The organism is Pseudoalteromonas issachenkonii (assembly GCF_002310795.1).
Lineage (GTDB): Bacteria > Pseudomonadota > Gammaproteobacteria > Enterobacterales > Alteromonadaceae > Pseudoalteromonas > Pseudoalteromonas tetraodonis.
On the sequence record NZ_CP011030.1, the window covers coordinates 785,408 to 806,789 of the forward strand.

Below are 21,382 nucleotides of genomic sequence, written 5' to 3' on the forward strand. Positions count from 1 at the left end.
AAATTTCATGATGAAAAAGACTGTTTTATCTGCTAATTTAGGGTTGACAGAATAGCCTTTGTTAAGGCAGTCTTAAGCTTATGAAAACATTTAGTCTTGTAACGACCATTATTATTACAACCACCATTCTTACTGGATAGTGGCATAGGTCGGTGCAACAAATTTAAAGGCCTGTGTTCACTTAGAACACAGGCCTTTTTTCGTTTTATGGAATGAGGAAACATAAAAAATGCGCGTATTAAAATTTGGCGGCTCATCGCTCGCTGATTTTGCCTGTTTAGAGCAAGTTGCTGCACTCGCTAAGGCACAATTAAAAGATGAAATGTTGCTGGTACTGTCAGCCCCAGGAGGCATGACTGACTCGTTAGTTAATTTAGCTAGTACTGCAGAGCAGGGGCATGACTTTAGCGAACAATGGCATTCACTGACTAGCCGATGCAACATGCTCAAAGCAGCGGTAGAGGAAAAGCAAGGAGCAGTTCAAAACTGGCCTGACTTTAACGAACTTAAAAATAAGCTTGATGGTATTGCACTGATAAAGTGCTGCCCTGATAAGGTCAGAGCATTCATTATTAGCTTTGGTGAGCGTGTTAGCGTATCGCTAATGCAAAGTCTATTAGCCGATCATAACGCGCATTATTTACAAGCAACAGATTGTATTGTTTCAACCGGCGGATACATAGACGCAGAAGCGGATTTAGTGGCCAGTAAAGCACGTTTTCAAGCCGTGTTAAAAGAATCCCCTGCGACGGTTTATATTATGCCGGGCTTTACCGCAAGTAATGATGAAGGGGAGCTCACAACGCTTGGTCGTAATGGGTCTGACTACTCGGCGGCGATTGCTGCGGCGTGTTTAGAGGCGCAAGTGTGTCAAATTTGGACTGACGTTGATGGTGTATACAGCGCCGATCCGCGTTATATCAAAAAAGCCACTAAGGTTGATTTCCTGTCTTATAAAGAAGCGATGGAACTTTCTTATTTTGGCGCTAAAGTATTGCACCCTAAAACTATCCTACCGTGTGCAAAAGCAGGGGTGCCATGCGAAATTAAAAACACTCATAACCCAGATGCGCAAGGCTCACTAATTAGTAACGATACGGTATCTGATGAACCAGTAAAAGCACTCTCAAGCCTACAAAATTTAGCTATGCTGACCGTTTCAGGTCCAGGCATGAAAGGTAAAGTGGGCATGGCATCGAAAGTATTTAATGCATTGGCGCATGATAACGTGTCAATTGTACTCATTACCCAGTCATCATGTGAATTTAGCATTAGCTTTTGTGTACATGAAAGCGATTTAAATCTAGCGTTAAGTGCGTTGCAAGTAGCCTTTGATTTAGAGTCAAAAGCGGGGCTCATTGAGCCGGTAAATGTGCAACGTAATTTAGCAATAGTAACGTTAGTCGGTGATAACATGCGTGCCCACAAGGGTTTAGCGGCTAAGTTTTTTGCATCGCTTGCACAAGCGCAAGTAAACATTGTTGCCATAGCGCAAGATTCAACAGAAAGTGCTATTTCAGCCGTTATTGACGGTGAATTATGTAATGACGCGGTTAAAATTTGCCATGAAAACTTCTTTACTCATGTGCCTTCAATTGATGTGTTTTTATTGGGCTGTGGCTTAGTCGGCCAAGAGCTAATTAACCAACTTGAGCGTCAACAAGCATGGCTTGAAAAGCGTAATATTAAATTAAACCTATATGGTGTTGCCAACTCTCGTCAATTACACCTTGATGGTGAGGGGATTGCGTTTGATGATTGGCAGCAAAAACTGGCGCAGTCAGAGCAAGCGTTTGATTTAAAATTGGTCGAGCAGTTTGTTAAGCAAAATCATTTAGTTAATCCAGTGCTAGTTGATTGTACTTCATCAGATGCCTTGGCTGCACAATATGTAGATTTTTTAAATGCAGGTTTTCATGTCGTGGCTGCCAATAAAAAAGCCACCACGAGCTCATATACGTATTACCAAGATTTAATTGCAGCAACACATAAAAATAATCGTAAGTTTTTATACGAAACTAACGTAGGTGCAGGTTTACCTGTAATCGATAATTTGCAATCGTTGTTTGGTGCAGGTGATGAGTTACTTGAGTTTAGTGGTATTTTATCAGGTTCGCTTTCATACATGTTTGGTGCACTAGAAGATGGTTTATCACTTTCTGAAGCAACAATTAAAGCCAAAGAAAGCGGGTTTACAGAGCCCGATCCGCGCGATGACTTATCGGGAACTGACGTAGCACGTAAATTACTGATCATTGCACGCGAAGCCGGTATGAAATTAGAGCTTAGCGATATTGAAGTGGAGTCGGTTTTACCGCCAGGTTTTGCCCAAGGTGACAATGTTGAGCAGTTTATGGCGAAATTACCTAGCTTAGATGCTGGTTTTAACGACCGTGTTCAAAGTGCAGCAAGTGAAGGTAAAGTACTTCGCTATGTAGGCACAATTAAAAATGGTCACTGTAAGGTCGGAATCGAAGCGGTAGATTCATCACATGCATTGAATGTTATTCGTGATGGTGAAAATGCGCTGGCTATTTTAAGCCAATACTACCAACCGCGTCCGTTTGTAATTCGTGGTTATGGGGCTGGCTCTGCAGTAACGGCTGCGGGTGTATTTGCAGACATATTAAAAACATTATCTCGCTAGGAGTCAGTCATGATTGAAGTATATGCTCCGGCGTCTATTGGTAATTTTGCCGTTGGCTTTGATGCGCTGGGCGCCGCACTTGCGCCCATTGATGGCGGTTTATTGGGTGATGTGGCGGTTGTTAGTGCCGCATCGAGTGATGAATTTATTTGTACAGGCGACTATGCACATAAGCTACCTAGTGATGCGCAAGAAAATTTAGCGTATCAGTGTTTAGTGCACTTTAGAGCGCATGTTGCGCCTGATATGCCTGCGGTAAAGCTCGAACTTAGGAAAAATTTGCCGATTGGTTCGGGATTAGGCTCAAGTGCTTGCTCTGTGGTGGCGACATTTGCAGCACTGGATAAATTTGCCAAAACTAATTTAAGCCAAGTAGAGCTCATTGAGCTTATGGCAGATTTTGAAGCCGTTGTAAGTGGGGGGCGCCATTACGATAACATCACACCGTGTTATTTAGGTGGCTTACAGTTAACCGGTGATTTAATTCCTGATAAATCTATTGCTTTACCTATTGATGAAAGCTGGTATTACGTTGCCGCATTTCCGGGCTTTTCGCTCAATACCGCAAAAGCGCGCTCTGTTTTACCAAAAGAGCTAAGTATGCATGCCGGGGTTGAGTTTGCTCAGCGTTTATCGGCGTTTAGTAGCTTACTGTTAACAGGGCGTTTTGATGATGCATTAAGCATTATGAAAGACGAAATAGCAGAGCCATACCGTGCGCCACTTATAAGCGGCTTTAGTGATGCCAAAGCAAGCTTACCAGCACTGGGTGCTGAAGTTGTGAGTATTTCAGGCGCAGGGCCGACCTTGTTTAGTGTATGTAAAACACTTGAAGCGGCAGAGCAATGCGCGCAGTGGCTAGAGGAAAATTACATCAACGAGCAAGGCTTTTGCCATATTTGTAAATTAGATAACGACGGCACGCGTCAATTAAATGTTTTATAGGATAAAGAGTCATGCAATTACATAATTTAAAAGAATATTCACAAAAAGTGTCGTTTGTTGAAGCTGTAAAAACAGGACTAGGGCGTAATCAAGGTGTGTTTTTTCCAGAGTCGTTAGCGCCATTAAGTGATGTTGATGCATTACTAGATATGGACTTTGTTACTCGCAGCGGCAAAATTTTATCGCACCTTATTGGTGACGAGCTACCAAGTGATACTGTTGCCCAGATGGTTAAGAATGCGTTTAACTTTCCGGTTAAGCTGGTGGAAGTTGAAGATAATACCTATTGCTTAGAGTTATTTCACGGCCCAACACTGGCATTTAAAGATTTTGGTGGCCGTTTTATGGCCGAGTGCTTGGCGCAATTTAATCAAGGTGAAAAAGTCACTATTTTAACTGCAACATCGGGTGATACCGGGGCTGCCGTAGCGCATGCTTTTTATAACAAACCAAATATTGATGTCGTTATTTTATACCCTAAAGGTAAAATTTCATTAGCGCAGCAAAAGTTATTTACAACGCTTGGTGACAACATTCACTGTTATGCGATTGAGGGTAGTTTTGATGATTGCCAAGAGTTGGTTAAAAAATCATTTTTAGATGAAGAGCTAAAATCGAAGTTAGGTTTAAACTCAGCAAATTCAATTAACATTAGCCGTTTAGTCGCGCAGGTATGTTATTACTTTGAAGCCATTGCACAGCTGCCAAAAGAAAAGCGTGCTACAGCGCATATTTCAGTACCGAGTGGTAACTTTGGTAATGTGTGTGCGGCTATGATTGGCGCGGTTATTGGTATGCCTGTAGGTAAACTAAGCGCGACTACAAACCAAAACGACACAGTACCGCGCTTTATGCTTGATAAAAATTGGACGCCTAATGCGACAATTGAATCGCTTTCAAATGCAATGGATGTGAGTAAACCTAATAACTGGCCACGTGTGCAATCAATGTTAGATAATAACTGGTTTAGTTATGATAACTTTTATTCGGTGAGTGTTGATGAACAGCAAACACAAACAGTGATGAAAAAAATTCAACAGCTTGGCTATATTGCAGAGCCTCACACCGCAATTGCTTACCAAGGTCTTGTAGAAAATAAGGCGGCAGATGCTGTGGGGGTTTTTTTAGCGACTGCGCATCCGGCCAAATTTAAAGACAGCGTTGAGGATATCCTTAATGTTGAATTAGATATGCCAAAGCCGTTAGCTGATGCATTAGCAAAACCGTGTTTAGCCACTGATATGCACAACGATTATGCTGTTTTGCGTACAGAATTGTTTAAAAAGCTTGCCTAAAAAAGGCCGATAATAAAAGCGGCTTAGGCCGCTTTTTTTGTTTGTTTATGCATCGCTTTAGACATAACGCATAAGCTATATAAATGTAGTAAATAAAATTCATTTAAAATTGTTATTAGTTTATAAAAAAATATCATCATCAAAATGCTGTGAAATAGTTTCAATCCCTGTTTAAATATCCTCAACTTAAGAGCGTAGGCAAAACGTCGTTTTAAGCGTACAATAAAGCCTCTAAAAAATACCCATACACGTTGCCCAGGAGACCCCAATGTTAGAACGTAGCATGAATATTTCGGACTTTGATCCAGAGTTATTTGACGCGATGAGCAAAGAAACATCACGTCAGGAAGAGCATATTGAGTTAATTGCATCTGAAAACTACTGTAGCCCACGCGTACTTGAAGCGCAGGGTTCTCAGCTGACTAACAAATACGCTGAAGGTTACCCGGGCAAACGTTACTACGGTGGCTGTGAGCACGTAGACGTGGTTGAGCAACTTGCTATTGACCGCGCAAATGAATTATTTGGTACAGATTACGCAAACGTACAGCCTCATGCCGGTTCACAAGCGAATGCTGCTGTTTTCCAAGCTCTTTTAAGCCCACTTGATACTGTATTAGGCATGAGCCTAGCGCACGGTGGTCATTTAACGCACGGCTCACACGTTAACTTCTCTGGTAAAACATACAACGCAATTCAGTATGGCCTTAACGAAGAAACTGGCGAAATTGATTACGCACAAGTTGAAGCGTTAGCACTTGAGCACAAACCAAAAATGATTATTGCGGGTTTCTCTGCTTATTCAGGTATTGTTGACTGGGCTAAGTTCCGTGAAATTGCAGACAAAGTAGGTGCATACTTATTTGTTGATATGGCGCACGTTGCAGGTTTAATTGCTGCGGGTGTTTACCCAAGCCCGGTGCCATTTGCTCACGTTGTAACAACCACAACACACAAAACATTAGCGGGTCCTCGCGGTGGTTTAATCATTTCTGCGTGTGGCGATGAAGAAATTTACAAAAAGCTAAACAGCGCTGTTTTCCCAGGTGGCCAAGGTGGTCCTTTATGTCATGTTATTGCTGCTAAAGCGGTCGCATTTAAAGAAGCACTTCAACCTGAGTTTAAAACATACCAAGCACAAGTTGTTAAAAATGCACAAGCAATGGTTGCCGTATTACAAGAGCGCGGCTACAAAGTAGTATCGGGTAAAACTGACAACCACTTATTCTTACTTGATTTAATCGATAAAGATATCACAGGTAAAGATGCAGATGCTGCCCTAGGTAATGCGAATATCACGGTTAACAAAAACTCAGTACCGAACGATCCACGTTCACCATTTGTTACTTCTGGTTTGCGTATTGGTTCACCAGCAATCACTCGTCGTGGCTTTAAAGAAGCAGAGTCAAAAGAGTTAGCGGGCTGGATCTGTGACGTACTAGATAACATCGAAGATGAGTCAGTACAAGCGCAAGTAAAAGAAAAAGTGAAAGCAATTTGTGCAAAATTACCTGTTTACGCTTAATCCAAGAGTAAAATAGTAATTTAGATCACAACTGCACACATTTTTGTTATGATAATGGCCGCTATAATAGCGGCCATTTTTTGTTTTTAAAACGGAAACACACAGTTATGCATTGCCCATTTTGCACCGCCAAAGATACTAAAGTTATTGATTCTCGCCTTGTCGGCGGGGGACACCAAGTACGTAGACGTCGTGAATGTAATGAGTGCCACGAACGATTTACCACCTTTGAAGGGGCTGAATTAGTGATGCCACGGGTCATCAAGCAAGATGGCAGCCGCGAACCGTTTAATGAAGATAAGTTACTAAATGGCTTAACTCGCGCCCTCGAAAAACGCCCCGTAAGCACTGAGCAAGTTGACGAAGTGGTTAATATTATTAAGTCGCAGCTGCGAGCCACTGGCGAACGCGAAGTGTCTAGCCATTTGGTGGGTGAGTGCATTATGGAAGCGCTTAAAAAGTTAGATAAAGTGGCCTATGTAAGATTTGCCTCTGTATATCGCTCGTTTGAAGATATACGCGAATTTGGTGAAGAAATAGCCCGCTTAGGGGAATAGTAATGACCAAGCAAAGTTCGTTTTCAGAGGATGATAAACGCTACATGGCTCGCGCTATTGAACTGGCAAAAAAAGGGCGCTTTACGACAACCCCTAATCCTAATGTTGGCTGCGTACTCGTAAAAAACAATAAAGTAATAGGTGAAGGGTTTCATCAGTTAGCGGGCCAAGGTCATGCAGAGGTAAACGCACTGGCTATGGCTGGCGAAAATGCCAAAGGCGCAACCGCTTATGTAACCCTAGAGCCTTGCAGTCATTATGGTCGAACACCGCCTTGTGCTGAAGGGCTAAAAGCAGCAGGTGTTAAAAAAGTGATTGCCGCAATGGTTGACAGCAACCCGCAAGTTGCAGGCAAAGGTCTGAAAATTTTAGCGGATGCTGGTATAGAAGTCGCTTACGGGTTACTTGAAGCGCAAGCTCGCGCATTAAACCTTGGGTTTTTTAAGCGCATGGAGCAGGGATTACCCTTTGTTACTTGCAAAATGGCCGCAAGTATAGATGGTAAAACGGCGCTTAAAAATGGGCAAAGTAAATGGATAACCGGCCCCGCAGCACGCCAAGATGTGCAACTATACCGAGCACAAAGCTGTGCAATTTTAACCGGTGCCGATACGGTATTAATGGATGATGCAAAATTAAATGTGCGCCCAGAAGAGTTACCGTATTCTTTACCAACTGATTTACCACTGCGCCAACCGGTTCGCGTTGTTATTGACTCACAAAACAGACTTACCCCTGATCTTGCCTTATTTTCAATTCAAAGTGAGGTGATAATATTTACCACCAAGGTTGATAAATCGCATCAGTGGCCTCATTTTGTTAAACAGATTGAAGTACCTGAAAATAATAATAAAGTAGATTTACTGGCCGTGTTAAACACGCTTGCCCAATTGCAGTTTAATAATGTGTGGCTAGAGGCCGGAGCAACACTGGCCGGTAAAATGACAGAACTTGATTTAATTGATGAGTTTGTTTTTTACATTGCTCCTAAATTAATGGGCAGCGATGCTAAAAGTTTACTAAATTTCCCAGAGTTAATGAGTATGCAAAATACCATTAATTTAACTTTTAATGAGTGTGTGCCAATCGGTGATGATTTACGTATCACAGCACTAAAAAAAGCTCATTAATCATTTTATATAAAGAGTAGCACTATGTTTACTGGAATAGTTGAAGCGACAGGTAAAATTGCGTTATTACAAAAAAAACAAGGTGATTTAGCTATTCGTATCCAAAGTAAAAACCTTGATATGAGTGATGTTAAGTTAGGTGACAGTATTGCAACTAATGGTGTCTGCCTGACGGTTGTTGATAAGCATATTGACGGCTTTAGTGCTGACTTATCAAATGAAACGATTAGCTTAACAGGGTTTGCACATTACGCATTAGGGCAAACCGTTAATCTAGAAAAGGCGATGCAACCTGTTTCGCGCCTCGGTGGTCATTTAGTGTCTGGCCATGTAGATGGTATTGCCACTATCACAGCAATTAATGCCAATGCGCGAGCAACAGAATATTGGTTAGCCACCGATGAAAATTTAATGAAATACATTCCTTACAAAGGGTCGGTTTGTATTGATGGTATTAGCCTGACGGTTAATGCTGTTGAAGGTAATAAATTTAAACTGACGATTGTGCCCCACACCAGCGGGCAAACGACCATAGCTGATTTTCAAGTCGGTACCAAAGTGAATTTAGAGGTCGACCAAATAGCACGTTATTTAGAGCGCCTAGTTAGAGGGGCTGAGCAACCTACGGGTTCAGATATTTCGATGAGCTTACTCGCTAAAGCGGGCTTTATAAAATAACGACATTGACAACTTATACGAGCAACTTATGAATTTAAACAGCGCACAAGAAATAATTGATGACATTAAAGCCGGTAAAATGGTTATTTTAATGGATGATGAAGACAGAGAAAATGAAGGCGATTTAATTATTGCTGCTGAACACATTAGTGCAGAAGCCATTAACTTTATGGCGACTCATGGCCGTGGACTAATTTGTTTAACGATGACTCAAGAGCGTTGCTCGCAGCTTGATTTACCATTAATGGTAAAAAATAATGGTGCCGCATTCTCAACTAATTTCACTATGTCGATTGAAGCATCAAAAGGGGTTACCACAGGTATTTCTGCAGCGGATCGTGCCCGCACTGTTCAAGCTGCCATCGCGAAAGGCGCTGTGCCAAGCGATATTGTACAACCAGGTCATATTTTTCCTATTATGGCGCAACCAGGCGGCGTGTTAACACGTGCAGGGCATACAGAAGCGGGGTGTGACTTAGCGCGTTTAGCAGGGCTTGAGCCATCATCAGTGATTGTAGAAATCCTAAATGAAGATGGCACCATGGCGCGTCGTCCTGATTTAGAAGTATTTGCTAAGCAACATGATATTAAAATTGGCACCATTGCTGATTTAATCGAGTACCGCAACCTAAACGAAACCACAATTGAGCAAGTTGCAAAATGTAAATTGCCAACTGAACATGGTGAGTTTGACTTAGTGACATACAAAGACACCATTGATGGGCAGTTACACTATGCATTGCTTAAAGGTGAAATAAAACAACAAGAACCGACCTTAGTGCGTGTGCATTTACAAAGTACCTTTAACGATATTTTACTCTCTGATCGCAACGCTGACCGTAGTTGGGGTTTATCGCAAGCAATGGCTTATATTGCTGAGCATAATGGCGCCTTAGTTATTTTAGGTAAGCAAGAAAGCACTGAAGAGTTAGAAGCCACAGTAAAAGCATTTGCCGCAGCTGATGCGGGTGAAAATGTGACGCCACGTAAATTTCAAGGTACTTCGCGCACCGTAGGTGTGGGTTCGCAAATTCTGGCTGATTTAGGTATTCAAAAAATGCGTTTGATGAGTTTACCTAAAAAATACCATGCATTATCAGGGTTCCATTTAGAAGTGGTTGACTACGTAGAGCCACAATAATTACGCGCTAGGTTATTATTTTATTTATGTGGTATAATGCGCATCAATTTTTGCGCAACCGAAATCGCTTAAACTTATTTTTAGGGTTATCAAATGAAAATTATTGAAGGTAATAAATACGCTCCAGGCAAAAAGTTTGCCATTGTCATTTCTCGTTTTAATGACTTTATTGGTAGTAGCTTGCTTGCAGGTGCTGTTGATGAGCTAAAACGTACTGGTGGAGTATCAGAAGACGATATTACCGTGATTTACGTACCCGGTGCGGTTGAATTACCTTTAGCAGCGAAACGCGTTGCAGCAAAAAAAGAATATGATGCAATTATCGCCTTAGGTGTAGTGATCAGAGGGGGCACGCCTCACTTTGATCTCGTCGCTGGCGAGTCAAATAAAGGGCTTGCACAAGTATCGCTTGAGTATGATATCCCGGTTGCATTTGGCGTATTAACCACTGAAAGCATTGAGCAAGCAATTGAGCGCGCAGGTACCAAAATGGGTAACAAAGGCGGCGAAGCTGCTTTAGGTGCGCTTGAAATGGTTAATGTGTTAGATAAAATTTAAGTTTAAGGAATTTTTGTGAAACCAGCAGCAAGACGTAAAGCACGTATCTTAGCACTTCAAGCCGTGTATTCATGGCAATTAAGCGGCAATGCAATTGCCGATATCGAACAACAAATGTTGATCGAAAACGATGTGACTAAAATTGATGTTGAATATTTTAAAGATTTAGCGCGTGGAGTTGCCGTAAATCATAAGCAACTAGACGAAGCTGTATCGCCTCATTTAACTCGTCCATTTGATGAATTAGACGAAGTTGAACGTGCAATCTTACGTTTAAGCAGCTACGAGCTTAAATTTCGTGAAGATGTTCCTTACAAAGTGGCTATCAATGAAAGCATTGAATTAGCGAAAATGTTTGGCGCTGAAGATAGCCATAAATTTGTAAACGGTGTACTTGATAAAGCTGTAAAACAGTTACGCAAGTCATAACAACTTAAGCTGCATATTAATTTCAGTGAGTTGTTATAAATAACCGTTAAAAAGGAGAGCCGGCATAGGTCGGCTTTTTTGTGTATGAAGGAATTTGAATTAATTAATCACTACTTTAAAGGTCGCGGTATCACTCGTCGCGATGTTAATTTAGGGATTGGAGACGACTGTGCGCTTGTCACAGTACCAGCAAACTGTCAGCTTGCTGTAACAACAGATACCTTAGTTGCTGGGGTGCATTTTTTTCATGATATCTCTCCTCGCGCATTAGGGCATCGAGCTCTGGCAGTAAATTTAAGTGATTTAGCTGCCATGGGTGCAGAGCCTACATGGGTATCGGTTGCACTCACGTTGCCAAGTATCGATCCACAATGGATTGCAGAGCTGACTGACGGCATGCATGAAATTGCTGAGTACTTTAATGTACAAATTATTGGTGGCGATACGACTCAAGGCCCACTCAGTATTACTATTTGTGCAAAAGGCACGGTTCCTGAAGGTAAAGCACTGCGTCGAAGTGGCGCAAAAGTGGGCGACTGGATTTTTGTAACCGGACCGCTAGGTGATGCTGGTTTGGCAATTGAGTCAAAAAAACAAGGTTTGCCAGTTGCACCTGAACATTTAAAGCATATTAATAAATGTTTAAACTTTCCAACGCCACGCGTGGCCGCCGGACAAGCTTTGCGTGGCTTAGCGTCATCAGCTATTGATATTTCAGACGGTTTACTTGCTGATTTAGGTCACATTTTGGATTTGTCACAGGTCAGTGCAACAATCAATATTGAAAATGTACCTACTTCTGATGCGATGCAAGCGAGTCTTGATTTTGAGCAACAGCTTCCTTTTATACTCAACTATGGCGATGACTATGAACTACTTTACACTGTCCCAGACAGTAATAAGAGTATGCTCGATATTAAGTTGCGCCAATACGGTGTAGAAGCAACCTGTATCGGCCAAATCAAAAGTGGTGACGGGAATATAGAATTATTACACCAAGGTGAAAAGTTTGTTTTTGAGCACAAAGGCTTTGAGCACTTTTCCAAGGAGCAGGTTTGAATAAAAACCGATTATTTAATTTAAAACGCCCACATCAATTTTTTGGTTTGGGTTTTGGTACAGGGCTTGCGCCTAAAGCCCCTGGTACATTTGGTACTTTAGCGGCGTTACCATTTATTTTTATTACCATGCATTTTCCGTTATGGTTACAAATTGTATTTGCGGTGGTGATCAGTATATTTGGTATTTGGGCATGTGGAAAAACAGCTGATGACCTTCAAGTTCATGATCATCCAGCTATTGTTTGGGATGAAGTCGCTGGTTACTATATAACGATGATTGGTGCAGCACTGAATTGGCAAACATTATTAGTGGGCTTTTTACTATTTCGCTTTTTTGATATAGCAAAGCCAGGGCCGATTCGTATACTTGATAAACGTGCTCATGGTGGGTTTGGTATTATGGCCGATGATGTACTTGCAGGTATTTTTTCGCTTATTTGTTTGCAAGCATTGATAAAAGTAGGTTTACTACCCTTTTAATTTATTATTTGTTTAACTAGGTGGCAGCACTATGATGCGATTTTTATTGGTTTGTGTACTCTTGATGTGTGCCATGCCAAGTACGGCTTCAATTACTGATTACGTAGTTAAACAATGGAACATTAAAGACGGACTTCCCTCACAATCCCTCAAAAGTGTGGTGCAAGATAACCAAGGCTACATGTGGCTTGGTACGCAATTCGGATTAAGCCGATTTGATGGTAACACTTTTACTAATTACAACACTCAAAATAGTCTGTTTTTACCCAGCAATGGCATCAATAAATTACTGATTGATGGCCAAGGACTATTATGGATAGGCACGAAAAACGGCCTCGTTGTTATAGACCCAGAAAAGCTAACCGCACAAGAGTTTAATATTAAAGGCCCTGTTAGAGATATTCTTGAAGACTCTAAAGGCAGTATTTGGATAGCAGCTAATGGGCTTTATTACATAGACAGAGGCCAGATAGAGCTGCGCGACCAGCTAAACAATCCGAGCCCTATCGTAAATGCCACTGCGATCACCCAAATAGTAGGGTCAGTCAGTAAAATGGCGCTCTCACCAGAGGGAATTTGGCTGGTTAACGATCGTAATTTATTGCGCTTGACGCAAAGCGCGTCTGATTTTTCTAAATTGCGCTTAGAGCTTACCGCTAAAGTGGCCTTGCCTGATCGTTTAGCACAAACAATTGTTCACGACTTATCCTTTTTAAATGGCAATTTATATCTTGCTTCTGAGCTAGGCGCTTACTTTTTAGATTTAGATGATGAGCTACGCCCATTTCCGCTGCCTAACGCTAACAACTCAGCCGTTTATAAGTTTATGAGTGATGGCAATGGTGGCTTGTGGGTATCGACTTATGGGCGCTTATTGTTCAGAGGGAAGTCGGATGATTGGCAATGGGTTGAGCCCAGTCAATTAGATCAAAGTATTTGGTTTGCCGATATATTTAGAGATGATGAAAATAATATATGGTTAGCGAGTTTTAGTGAGGGACTTTGGCTTGCTCACGAAGGGCGAATAGAGCGCCATTCAGCCATTTCTAAAATGACCGAAGCGGTTATGGCCATTAGTAAATCACCAGATGGTAAGTTATGGATTGCCAACAAAAGCGGCGTAGGCTATTTCGATGCCGATAAAACGTTTATCAATGTCATCAACAGTACCAAGTATGGTAACGCCTCAGTACATGACTTACAGTTTGACGGCAATCGTCTTTATGTTGCCACTGGTAGAGGTTTGTTTTTCTACGAGTCGAATACCTTATATAGTTTCCCTGCCCGTGCGCTAAGTGATAATCCTGTATTTGCTATTAGTACGTCGACTAAAGGCGGCTTTTGGGTGGGCACTGGGCGAGGCTTATATCGTTTAAATTACAACGGGTTAAACCCTTTTGCGTACAATGCTTTTTTAGGCAGTAAGTTTGTAACCTATGTTTTAGATAAACCAAATTTTGGGGTGATTGGTACCAGTAAAGGGGCGTATTACTTTACTGAACGCGGGATAGAAAAAATAGGTGACCAAACCACTTTGGAAAGTGCGTACGTTACTAGCATTTTACACATTAAAGGCGTGGGGATTTTAATTGGCTCGCTTAACGATGGTTTGTTTTATCGCAGTGGACAAGGGCTGTGGCAGCAATTAGATGCCGCCAATGGGCTGCCATATGGTTCTATATTTAGTCTTGAGTACGATGATACTACAAAACGCATTTGGGTAAGCACCATGAAAGGGGTTTATCGCATGCCAGTTGAGCAATTCAAAGCCAACATTGAAAGCCTAAAAGTGGAGGAAGTGATCTCTTCATTTGATCGACAGCTCGATGGTAAAGCAAGTCAATGCTGTAATGGTTTAGGCCATGATGCGGTGGTTGATATGGATAATTCAATTTGGTATCCCAGCTTGCAAGGCGTTGTAGAAATTCCTAAAGACGTAGAATTATTTGGACTGCGTTCACTTAAACCAACTATAGAAACTTTAACCACGCCATCACGAAAACTTGCTGCGGCTGCGTTAGGTAAAAAGCCAGTACTTAAAACTGACGAGCGTGACGTAACGCTTACCTATACCGCTATCGATTATTATGCACCTGCAAGTATAGAGTTTAGGTATAAACTCAATGGACTTGATAATGATTGGCGCTATGCAAATACCCGCCGAGAAGCAATTTACACTAACTTACCAGCAGGTATGTTTTTATTTGAATTAGAGACAAAACGTCAAGGTGAAGATTGGGGCAAAGCGCAATCGGCCGAATACGCTTTTGTGGTGCCTGAACGATTTGGTGAAACTATATATTTTAGATTACTGATCACCAGTGGTTTTGTGTTGCTCTTTTATTTGGTGTTTTGGGTATTTAAAGTTCAAGAGCGACGTAAGCAGCAAGTTCTTGAGGGGCTTATTACTGAGCGAACCCTTGAGCTTCGCCAAGCAAACGATAAATTAAACCAAGTAAACTCTCAGCTTAAACTTGTTAGTCACTCTGATGAGCTAACAGGGCTGAGAAGTCGCCGTTTTTTGTTTGATCAACTACCAAAAGATATTGAGCATTTTCAGCGTAACTCGCAGTCATTGCAGGCTCAAGGTAAATCGTTGGTGTTGTTAATTATTAATTTAGATAACTTTAGCCGCATTAACGATGCCTATGGCCCTATTGCTGGAGATAGCTGTTTACAACAAGTAGCGGCATTACTTAACTCGCGTACACAAGGTTCTGATTATGTTGCCCGTTGGAGTGGTGATGAGTTTTTACTGTTATTGCGCGATTTTAAATGTAATTTAATCGACAGCTATGTATCTGAATTATGCCAAGCAATTGCAGATTATTCGTTTCAGCTTCCTAACGGTGAAACAACCAATATAACAGCGTCAGTCGGGTGGTCGTTCTATCCGTTACCTCTCTTAGGTGGGCAAGTTATTAGCTGGGAAACATCAATTAATCTAGCTGACATAGCATTACATCAAGTTAAAAAACGCGGCGGCGATGGCGTCGCTAATATTACCTTTGACGAGCAATTAGATGCATTTGAGTTTGAGCAAAACCCCAATGTTGAACAGCAAATTGGTTTGTTACAAAGCAATGGTCTAGCCGATATTAAGGTATGGATGCGCTAGAGATTATAAGTGAGCAATAAAAAAGGAGCCAATGGCTCCTTTTTTATTAAACACGATAAGTGTTAGCTCATAAATGATTTAATTGAAGTTAAAATACCATGTTCACCTAACCCCATTTCATCGTGCACTTGCTGTTGTGTGCCATGTTTAATGAATTCATCAGGAATACCTAAGTTAAGCACTTTTACATAGGCTTTAATGCTCGCTAAATATTCATTAACTGCAGAGCCTGCACCGCCCGCAATCGCGTTATCTTCAAGGGTTACAATAATATCGTGATCATTAATCAGCTCATTAATTAATGCCGTATCAAGTGGCTTAATAAATCGCATGTTTACTAGAGTGGCATTGAGCTCATCAGTGGCAAGTTGTGCGTTTTCAAGCAAGGTACCAAATGACAATATAGCCACTTTAGTACCTTTTTTAATTACATTCGCTTTACCCATTTCAAGTTGTTGCATAGTGCTTTGAATGTCTGCTGAGCCTGCACTACCACGCGGGTAACGAACAGCAACAGGACAATTAGCTTGATAGCCTGTATAAAGCATATGACGGCATTCGTTAGTATCACTTGGGGCCATAATGACCATATTAGGTATACAGCGCATAAAGCTTAAGTCGTAGGCGCCTTGATGGGTTTCACCATCGGCTCCAACAATACCGGCGCGGTCTATAGCAAATAATACCGGTAGGTTTTGCAGTGCAACGTCGTGAATTAGTTGATCGTACGCGCGTTGTAAAAAGCTAGAATAGATAGCCACAACGGGCTTTAAGCCCTCACAAGCAAAACCTGCAGCAAGAGTAACAGCGTGTTGTTCTGCTATTGCTACGTCAAAGTATTGTTCTGGATACTCTTTAGAAAAACGTACCATGCCTGAACCTTCACGCATAGCTGGCGTGATTGCCATGAGCTTACTGTCTTGCTCGGCCATGTCACAAAGCCAATCACCAAACACATTTGAGAAAGTCGCCGCACCTGGCTTAGATTTTGGTAAGCTTGATGTTGCAGGATCAAATTTTGGTACGCCATGATAACCAATCGGATCGGCTTCGGCAGGCTTGTAACCTTTGCCTTTCTGGGTTTTTATATGTAAAAGCTGTGGGCCTTTTAAGTTACGCATATTGCGCAGCGTATCAACCAACATATTCACATCATGTCCATCAATTGGGCCAATGTAATTTAGACCTAATTCTTCAAAAAAAGTACCCGGGATCATCATCCCTTTAATGTGTTCTTCCATACGGCTGGCAAGCTCTTTTACCGGCGGTACACCAGAGAGCAGCTTTTTACTGCCTTCGCGGATGTTGGTATAAAAGCTACCTGATAAAATACGCGCAAAATGATTGGTTAACGCACCGACATTTTCAGATATCGACATTTCGTTATCGTTCAAAATGATCAGCATGTCTGATTTAACATCGCCAAGGTGGTTCATTGCTTCAAAGGCCATACCAGCAGTAATTGCGCCATCGCCTATTACCGCGACTGTTTTACGCCCTTTGCCTTCTTTTTGTGCAGCAATAGACATACCTAACGCCGCAGAAATTGAGGTACTTGAATGGCCAACACTAAAGGTGTCGTATTCACTTTCATCTCTAAAAGGGAAAGGATGCAATCCGTCTTTTTGGCGAATGGTATGCATTTGATCACGACGGCCAGTCAGTATTTTATGCGGATAAGCTTGATGACCCACATCCCAGACCAAGCGGTCATCGGGTGTGTTGTATACATAATGTAGTGCAACGGTAAGTTCTACGGTTCCTAAACCAGACGCTAAATGGCCGCTACTTTGCGATACCGAATTGAGTAAATAGTCACGCAATTCATGGCTAAATGCAGGAAGCTTATCTTGTGCTAAGTCTCGCAAGTGGGCTGGTTCGTTCACCAAATCAAGTAATGGATACTTGCTGCTATCAAGTGTCATGGTTTTTTATATATCCTTCGCTAATATTAACCCTCCTCAAAACAAACGAGGTTTAAAAGGCGACTTAATATTCAGTAATAATTTTATACTAAGAGTTAATACGTTTTAGCTGTATTTAATGGTCACGTTCAATTAAATAGTTAGCCAATGCCGCTAAATCTGTTGTGTCTGCGTCAATGTTAGCTAATGCCTCATGGGCTTGTTGTATTAAATTTTGTGCTTTTTGCTTAGCGCCTAGCATACCTAATAAAGCGGGGTATGTCGCTTTATTCGCTGCAATATCTGACCCTTGTGGCTTGCCTAAAGTAAGCGTATCGCCCTCAACATCTAAAATATCGTCATGAACTTGAAATGCAAGCCCTATAGCGTATCCAAAAGTTGATAAGTTATCTAAAGTTTGTTGGCTTGTATTAGGGGCGCACAGTGCGCCAAGAGTAATCGCACAATTTATTAGCGCACCGGTTTTAAGTTTATGAATGCGTTCTAACTCATCAACAGTAATAACCTTATCGGTTGCTGCAATATCGCGGCCTTGTCCGGCAACCATACCTTGTAACCCCGATGCATGCGCTAGTGCTGCGATCATTTTTAATTGTGCTTCAGTCGAACATTTAAATGTGTGCTTAGCAATAAGTTCAAATGCTAAAGTTTGCAGTGCATCTCCAGCTAAAATCGCTTGTGCTTCACCGTATACAATATGACATGTAGGGCGACCACGGCGTAAATCATCATCATCCATAGCAGGTAAGTCGTCATGCACTAATGAATAACTATGAATACATTCAATGGCTGCGGCAAGTACATCTAAATCACGCTTGTCAGCACCGAGTATTTTACCTGTGGTGTACACTAAAAACGGGCGCAGTCTTTTACCACCATTCATTACACTGTAATGTGTGGCTTCTTTTATAGTATTGTCGCTTTCAAGAGGTTGTTCAAAATAAAGGTTGAGCGTATTAGCTACATCATCTTGAGCGAGTTTTATTTGTTCTTTTATGCTCACGATTATTCCATATCGTTATCAAACTGAGTAAGCGGTGCTTTTTCGTCATTACCCATTAATATCGACACCTTTTGCTCAGCTTGTTGAAGTTTGCCTGAAGATGCGCTCGCAAGTGCAATACCTCGCTCAAATTGCTTTAAAGACTGTTCAAGCGATAAATCACCTTGTTCCATTTCACTGACAATTGTTGTTAACTCTTCTAGTGCTTGTTCGAAACTTAAATTTTCAGGTTTTTTAGTCGCCATCTTTATTTTCAACTTACATAATAAATTTAGACGCCAATTTTAGGGGGAATGCTAAACTAGGTCAAAGAATGATATTGTTTTTTGATAGATAAATGCTGTTGATTGGGTTTTATTGCGTTTCAACGTTATTTTTTAAAATTATTAATTTTGATTAATTAGATTGATTACCTATGTTGATCTAAAATATAACTAATCTTAATTTTACCGTTTATCATAAAAATCACTTAAGTATTTCAGTATCTTGCCGATAAACAATTAATAACAACGCTTGCGAAGAAAAAATATAAAACCTTTGGAGGGAATGTGGATTTAGCAACCATTATTGGGATCCTTGGCGCAATTGGCTTAATTGTCATGTCCATGTTTATGAGTAGTAGCGGTGAAGTCGCTATGTTTTACAATACCCCTTCTGTGGTTATTGTATTCGGTGGTTCCCTTTTTATCGTTTTATCTAATTTTACCATGTCGCAATTTCTTGGCATTGGTAAAGTATGTGCAAAAGCGTTTATGTTTAAAATTGAGCCTCCTGAAGCATTAATCGAAAAAGCGGTAGAATTAGCTGACTCTGCTCGAAAAGGCGGATTTTTAGCCTTAGAAGAAGCCGAAATCCCAAATCCTTTTATGCGCAAAGGCGTTGATATGCTAGTAGATGGGCATGATGCTGATGTGGTACGAGCAACATTACAAAAAGATATTTCGTTAACCACCACTCGCCATGAAATGGGGGCAACCTTATTTAAATCATTAGGTGATATTGCACCTGCAATGGGGATGATCGGTACGTTGATAGGCTTAGTGGCTATGCTCTCGAACATGGATGACCCCAAAGCTATCGGACCGGCAATGGCGGTTGCGTTGTTAACCACATTATACGGTGCGTTTTTAGCAAACGTTGTAGCCATTCCTATTCAGGTAAAACTAGAACTGCGTAAAGACGAAGAGGCCATGAATCAGCGCTTAATTTTAGATGCAGTATTAGGTATTCAAGACGGGCAAAATCCTAAAGTAATTGAAGGGATCTTGAAAAATTATCTAGCTGAATCAAAACGCGCAGTCAATACTGAGGAATAATTATGTCAGATGAAGAGTGCAAATGCCCACCTCCAGGACTTCCTGCGTGGATGGGAACGTTTGCCGATTTAATGTCATTATTAATGTGCTTTTTCGTACTTTTACTCGCATTTTCTGAAATGGATGTACTTAAATTTAAACAAATTGCAGGCTCAATGAAGTTTGCTTTTGGTGTACAAAATAAAATAGAAGTAAAAGACATTCCAAAAGGGACATCTGTTATTGCTATGGAGTTTACGCCGGGTAAACCTGAGCCAACTCCTATAGAAACCATTCAGCAACAAACGGTTGAAATGACCCAACAAATGCTTGAGTTTCAGGCGGGAGATGAAAGCTCCGCAGGTGGACGTCAAGAGCAACGTGGTGAAAAGCGAGGTGGTGAATCAAGCAGTACCTCAGAGGAAGTTGCTGCAGCTACGGCAGTGTCTGCTGCTGATCAAGAGCAAATAAATGACTTAGTTAAAAAAATTGCGCAACAGCTTGAAAAGCAAATTATTGATGGGGCTATTGAGCTTGAATCTTTAGGGCAGCAAATCATAATTCGTATTAGAGAAAATGGCTCGTTTCCATCGGGGAGTGCATTTTTACAACCACAATTTAAACCTATCATTCAAGATATTGGCCGATTACTTAAAGATGTACCCGGTGAAATTACGGTGTCTGGTCATACGGATGACTTTCAGGTATCCAACGAGCTTTACATTAATAACTGGGATTTATCATCTAAACGCGCAGTTGCGGTAGCGAGTGAATTACAAAAAGTTCCAGGTTTTGATAAAACCAGAATGATGGTGGTAGGGCGTGCAGAAACCAGGCCCTTAGTACCTAATGATTCCCGCGAAGATCGCAGACGTAACCGCCGTGTAGAAATATCAATTTTACAAGGCAAGGCAAAAGAGTCAGCGCCAATTGATGTAAGATAGAATGACTTGGCTATGTACCTTTTTTAGCATAGAATGCAACATTCTTAACAAATGTAATGGGGCGAATATGTTGACTAAGTATTGTAGTATGCCTGGTAACGGCGATGGAACTGATGAAGATACAAAAGCTAAGTAAGGTTATTTAGTTTGCCTGAATGGTTTTTGTATTTTGTAAGTATATTAAGCAAAAGCTGGGTTCTTATTTTGAGTCCGGCTATTTTTATATTCTTTATCCTCAAAGATTATTTAGCTCTTAGGTTCGTTGTTATTACTGCCGCTTTTTTCTTATTTGGCACTGTGACCTACTCAAGTTTAATGGCGTTTGATGATGGTATTTATATATACCGTTACCTTGTATGGGCATTAACAGATATTACTTGGATGGCACTTATTGCTTATTGGGGTCTTAAAGATAAAGTGCATTTGTGGCAATGTGTACTTGGGCAGCTTATTGTTATTGGTGCACCCATTCTTCAATTATTTCGCTTAGTTGACCGACACCTTTGGGATTTATCTTATAGCACTGTGATGTATCAAACATTTATGCCTTTAATAAATATTGCCACTGTTGTTGTCTGCTACCTGCCTCTTTTATATCTTTTTGTTAATAAGCGAAATAAAGCTTTAAGTTAGAAACTATAAAAATATCCC

General features: G+C 41.1%; 19 protein-coding genes. 16 read left to right on the plus strand and 3 right to left on the minus strand.

From position 1 onward, the window contains the following. Positions 1 to 229: 229 nt before the first annotated feature. The 13 genes from thrA to PISS_RS03680 all read left to right on the plus strand — a co-directional run bounded on the left by thrA (position 230) and on the right by PISS_RS03680 (position 15,564). The gene (thrA, locus tag PISS_RS03620; protein WP_058154253.1) at positions 230 to 2,647 is read left to right on the plus strand and encodes a bifunctional aspartate kinase/homoserine dehydrogenase I; all 2,418 of its coding nucleotides are present in this window, start codon (positions 230 to 232) and stop codon (positions 2,645 to 2,647) included. 9 nt (positions 2,648 to 2,656) lie between these two features. Then, a complete protein-coding gene (thrB, locus tag PISS_RS03625) occupies positions 2,657 to 3,592 on the plus strand; it encodes a homoserine kinase (protein WP_058154254.1) in 936 nt (311 codons plus the stop codon). 11 nt (positions 3,593 to 3,603) lie between these two features. Continuing rightward, positions 3,604 to 4,887, plus strand: a complete 1,284-nt coding sequence (gene thrC / locus PISS_RS03630; RefSeq protein WP_058154255.1) for a threonine synthase — start codon at positions 3,604 to 3,606, stop codon at positions 4,885 to 4,887. A gap of 268 nt (positions 4,888 to 5,155) precedes the next feature. Further along, on the plus strand, positions 5,156 to 6,412 hold the full coding sequence (glyA, locus tag PISS_RS03635; RefSeq protein ID WP_013464229.1) for a serine hydroxymethyltransferase: 1,257 nt from the start codon (positions 5,156 to 5,158) through the stop codon (positions 6,410 to 6,412). A 107-nt stretch (positions 6,413 to 6,519) separates the two neighbouring features. Beyond that, entirely contained in the window at positions 6,520 to 6,969 is a 450-nt protein-coding gene (gene nrdR, locus PISS_RS03640) for a transcriptional regulator NrdR (protein WP_010390928.1), read from the plus strand. Positions 6,970 to 6,971: 2 nt separating this feature from the next. Then, positions 6,972 to 8,099: a bifunctional diaminohydroxyphosphoribosylaminopyrimidine deaminase/5-amino-6-(5-phosphoribosylamino)uracil reductase RibD gene (gene ribD / locus PISS_RS03645; RefSeq protein ID WP_058154256.1), complete on the plus strand. Its 1,128-nt coding sequence runs from the start codon at positions 6,972 to 6,974 to the stop codon at positions 8,097 to 8,099. A gap of 24 nt (positions 8,100 to 8,123) precedes the next feature. After that, a complete protein-coding gene (locus tag PISS_RS03650; protein ID WP_008110218.1) occupies positions 8,124 to 8,777 on the plus strand; it encodes a riboflavin synthase in 654 nt (217 codons plus the stop codon). A 28-nt stretch (positions 8,778 to 8,805) separates the two neighbouring features. Further along, positions 8,806 to 9,918 carry a bifunctional 3,4-dihydroxy-2-butanone-4-phosphate synthase/GTP cyclohydrolase II gene (ribBA, locus tag PISS_RS03655; RefSeq protein WP_013464232.1) on the plus strand — a complete coding sequence of 371 codons (1,113 nt, stop codon included), beginning with the start codon at positions 8,806 to 8,808 and terminating at the stop codon, positions 9,916 to 9,918. Between the two features lie 93 nt (positions 9,919 to 10,011). Continuing rightward, complete coding sequence (gene ribH / locus PISS_RS03660) at positions 10,012 to 10,476, plus strand: 6,7-dimethyl-8-ribityllumazine synthase (protein WP_008110216.1); 465 nt, start codon at positions 10,012 to 10,014, stop codon at positions 10,474 to 10,476. A 15-nt stretch (positions 10,477 to 10,491) separates the two neighbouring features. Continuing rightward, positions 10,492 to 10,905 (plus strand): transcription antitermination factor NusB, encoded by a 414-nt coding sequence (gene nusB, locus PISS_RS03665; protein WP_008110215.1) that lies wholly within the window; start codon positions 10,492 to 10,494, stop codon positions 10,903 to 10,905. A gap of 84 nt (positions 10,906 to 10,989) precedes the next feature. Continuing rightward, positions 10,990 to 11,964: a thiamine-phosphate kinase gene (gene thiL, locus PISS_RS03670; RefSeq protein WP_008110214.1), complete on the plus strand. Its 975-nt coding sequence runs from the start codon at positions 10,990 to 10,992 to the stop codon at positions 11,962 to 11,964. Then, entirely contained in the window at positions 11,961 to 12,446 is a 486-nt protein-coding gene (locus PISS_RS03675; RefSeq protein ID WP_008110211.1) for a phosphatidylglycerophosphatase A family protein, read from the plus strand. The genes thiL and PISS_RS03675 overlap by 4 nt, the downstream gene beginning before the upstream one ends. A gap of 31 nt (positions 12,447 to 12,477) precedes the next feature. After that, complete coding sequence (locus PISS_RS03680) at positions 12,478 to 15,564, plus strand: ligand-binding sensor domain-containing diguanylate cyclase (RefSeq protein WP_058154257.1); 3,087 nt, start codon at positions 12,478 to 12,480, stop codon at positions 15,562 to 15,564. A 62-nt stretch (positions 15,565 to 15,626) separates the two neighbouring features. On the opposite strand, the gene dxs is transcribed toward PISS_RS03680, so the two are convergent. The 3 genes from dxs to xseB form a co-directional block, all read right to left on the minus strand. Next, positions 15,627 to 17,489, minus strand: a complete 1,863-nt coding sequence (dxs, locus tag PISS_RS03685) for a 1-deoxy-D-xylulose-5-phosphate synthase (protein WP_058154258.1) — start codon at positions 17,487 to 17,489, stop codon at positions 15,627 to 15,629. A gap of 115 nt (positions 17,490 to 17,604) precedes the next feature. Continuing rightward, a complete protein-coding gene (ispA, locus tag PISS_RS03690) occupies positions 17,605 to 18,492 on the minus strand; it encodes a (2E,6E)-farnesyl diphosphate synthase (RefSeq protein ID WP_013464235.1) in 888 nt (295 codons plus the stop codon). Between the two features lie 2 nt (positions 18,493 to 18,494). After that, on the minus strand, positions 18,495 to 18,737 hold the full coding sequence (gene xseB / locus PISS_RS03695; RefSeq protein WP_008110204.1) for an exodeoxyribonuclease VII small subunit: 243 nt from the start codon (positions 18,735 to 18,737) through the stop codon (positions 18,495 to 18,497). 303 nt (positions 18,738 to 19,040) lie between these two features. Here xseB and pomA point away from each other — a divergent pair, with 303 nt between their 5' ends. The 3 genes from pomA to PISS_RS03710 all read left to right on the plus strand — a co-directional run bounded on the left by pomA (position 19,041) and on the right by PISS_RS03710 (position 21,364). Further along, positions 19,041 to 19,808 carry a flagellar motor protein PomA gene (pomA, locus tag PISS_RS03700; RefSeq protein WP_016900636.1) on the plus strand — a complete coding sequence of 256 codons (768 nt, stop codon included), beginning with the start codon at positions 19,041 to 19,043 and terminating at the stop codon, positions 19,806 to 19,808. Positions 19,809 to 19,810: 2 nt separating this feature from the next. Beyond that, on the plus strand, positions 19,811 to 20,731 hold the full coding sequence (locus tag PISS_RS03705; protein WP_028834921.1) for a flagellar motor protein MotB: 921 nt from the start codon (positions 19,811 to 19,813) through the stop codon (positions 20,729 to 20,731). A 147-nt stretch (positions 20,732 to 20,878) separates the two neighbouring features. Beyond that, entirely contained in the window at positions 20,879 to 21,364 is a 486-nt protein-coding gene (locus tag PISS_RS03710) for a hypothetical protein (RefSeq protein ID WP_013464238.1), read from the plus strand. The last annotated feature ends 18 nt before the right edge of the window (positions 21,365 to 21,382 follow it).

Bases quoted from the DNA above. Each gene is read 5' to 3' on its own strand.
- thrA (WP_058154253.1), top strand. From the start codon at position 230: ATGCGCGTATTAAAATTTGGCGGCTCATCGCTCGCTGATTTTGCCTGT.
- thrB (WP_058154254.1), top strand. From the start codon at position 2,657: ATGATTGAAGTATATGCTCCGGCGTCTATTGGTAATTTTGCCGTTGGC.
- thrC (WP_058154255.1), top strand. From the start codon at position 3,604: ATGCAATTACATAATTTAAAAGAATATTCACAAAAAGTGTCGTTTGTT.
- glyA (WP_013464229.1), top strand. From the start codon at position 5,156: ATGTTAGAACGTAGCATGAATATTTCGGACTTTGATCCAGAGTTATTT.
- nrdR (WP_010390928.1), top strand. From the start codon at position 6,520: ATGCATTGCCCATTTTGCACCGCCAAAGATACTAAAGTTATTGATTCT.
- ribD (WP_058154256.1), top strand. From the start codon at position 6,972: ATGACCAAGCAAAGTTCGTTTTCAGAGGATGATAAACGCTACATGGCT.
- PISS_RS03650 (WP_008110218.1), top strand. From the start codon at position 8,124: ATGTTTACTGGAATAGTTGAAGCGACAGGTAAAATTGCGTTATTACAA.
- ribBA (WP_013464232.1), top strand. From the start codon at position 8,806: ATGAATTTAAACAGCGCACAAGAAATAATTGATGACATTAAAGCCGGT.
- ribH (WP_008110216.1), top strand. From the start codon at position 10,012: ATGAAAATTATTGAAGGTAATAAATACGCTCCAGGCAAAAAGTTTGCC.
- thiL (WP_008110214.1), top strand. From the start codon at position 10,990: ATGAAGGAATTTGAATTAATTAATCACTACTTTAAAGGTCGCGGTATC.
- PISS_RS03680 (WP_058154257.1), top strand. From the start codon at position 12,478: ATGATGCGATTTTTATTGGTTTGTGTACTCTTGATGTGTGCCATGCCA.
- dxs (WP_058154258.1), bottom strand. From the start codon at position 17,489: ATGACACTTGATAGCAGCAAGTATCCATTACTTGATTTGGTGAACGAA.
- xseB (WP_008110204.1), bottom strand. From the start codon at position 18,737: ATGGCGACTAAAAAACCTGAAAATTTAAGTTTCGAACAAGCACTAGAA.
- PISS_RS03705 (WP_028834921.1), top strand. From the start codon at position 19,811: ATGTCAGATGAAGAGTGCAAATGCCCACCTCCAGGACTTCCTGCGTGG.